This window comes from Janthinobacterium sp. ROICE36, assembly GCF_002869965.1.
Classification (GTDB): Bacteria; Pseudomonadota; Gammaproteobacteria; order Burkholderiales; family Burkholderiaceae_D; genus Janthinobacterium.
On sequence record NZ_PEBS01000193.1, the window covers coordinates 1 to 693 of the forward strand.

At 52.4% G+C, this 693-nt stretch carries 1 protein-coding gene; it reads right to left on the minus strand.

Annotation, left to right across the window (positions count from 1 at the left end):
- Positions 1–36: 36 nt before the first annotated feature.
- The coding region (locus tag CSZ94_RS27375; protein ID WP_146009929.1) for an IS256 family transposase at positions 37–693 on the minus strand (657 nt) is incomplete at its 5' end.

The following is a 693-nucleotide window of genomic DNA, read 5'->3' on the forward strand; positions in this document are numbered from 1 at the left end:
GGGGGTGTACTGAATTCTGTGTAAACGGTTTTTCGTTTAAGTCTGCGGTACCCGGTCTTCAAACTGGATGGCGAAGCGGTTCAGTGCCGCTTTCCAGTCCCGTATTGGCATCGTCCACTTCTTGCTAATGTTGTTGAGCGCAAGATAGAACAACTTGCTGACGGCTTCATCGGTCGGGAAGGAACTGCGGGCCTTGGTGACTTTTCGCAGGCTCATATTAATCGATTCAATCGCGTTCGTGGTGTAAATCACCTTTCGAATTTCCGGTGGGTAGTCAAAGAACGGAATGACACGCGCCCAGTTTCGGCGCCATGATTGACTTATTGGTTTATACTGTTTATCCCATTTTTCCTCGAATTCAGACAGCCTCAATTCAGCCTCCTCGACGGTGCTTGCGCTGTAGATCAGCTTCAAATCGGCGGCGACTTCCTTCTGCGCTTTCCAAGGCACGAAATTGAGGCTGTTACGTACCATGTGAACGATACACAGCTGAACAGAGGTCTGCGGAAACACCGCCTCGATGGCGTCCGGAAAGCCTTTCAGGCCGTCAACGCAGGCGATGAAGATGTCCTGTACGCCGCGATTTTTGAGTTCGGTGACGACTTGCAGCCAGAACTTGGCCCCCTCGGTTTGGGATATCCACAGGCCCAGCACCTCCTTGTGGCCCTCCATGTTGACGCCGATGGCCAGGTA